Consider the following 522-nt stretch of genomic DNA (forward strand, 5'->3'; position numbering starts at 1 on the left):
AATCTGGAATTGCCAGCCGCCCAGCTCTTGCGCGAAAGTGATTGGCATGGCGTCCATCAAATGAGTTCGGCCTGTTTTTACCACACCTTGCAAAGCTTGCTTCTTGGTTTCTAGGCTTTGGCTAAGATGAGCCAGTGCAGGCAACAATTTGTGTTCAATAGCAAGTGCTGAGCTGACTTGAATCGCCGTCGGCACCACATCGTTACTGCTTTGACCCATGTTAACGTGGTCATTCGGATTGACGTTGCCGCCAAGCAATTCAGACGCGAGCGTGGCAATCACTTCATTAGCGTTCATGTTGGAGCTTGTCCCAGAACCGGTTTGGAATAGGTCGATAGGGAACTGATCGAGATGTTGGCCATCAATAATGGCTTGCGCAGCCTCTGCAATCGCATTAGCGATATCACCTTCCAGTAACCCTAGTTGTGCGTTGGTCAGTGCTGCCGTCTGTTTGATGTGGGCTAAAGCTTGGATGAAACCGCTTGGCATGGTGTGCTGGCTGAATGCGAAGTTATCGGTAGC

General features: G+C 50.4%; 1 protein-coding gene. It reads right to left on the reverse strand.

All coding sequences use genetic code 11. The features are described 5' to 3' along the window. The coding region (locus R7093_RS27970) for a lyase family protein (protein ID WP_318147376.1) at positions 1-522 on the reverse strand (522 nt) is incomplete at both ends.

It is taken from the genome of Vibrio sp. 1580, from assembly GCF_033340055.1.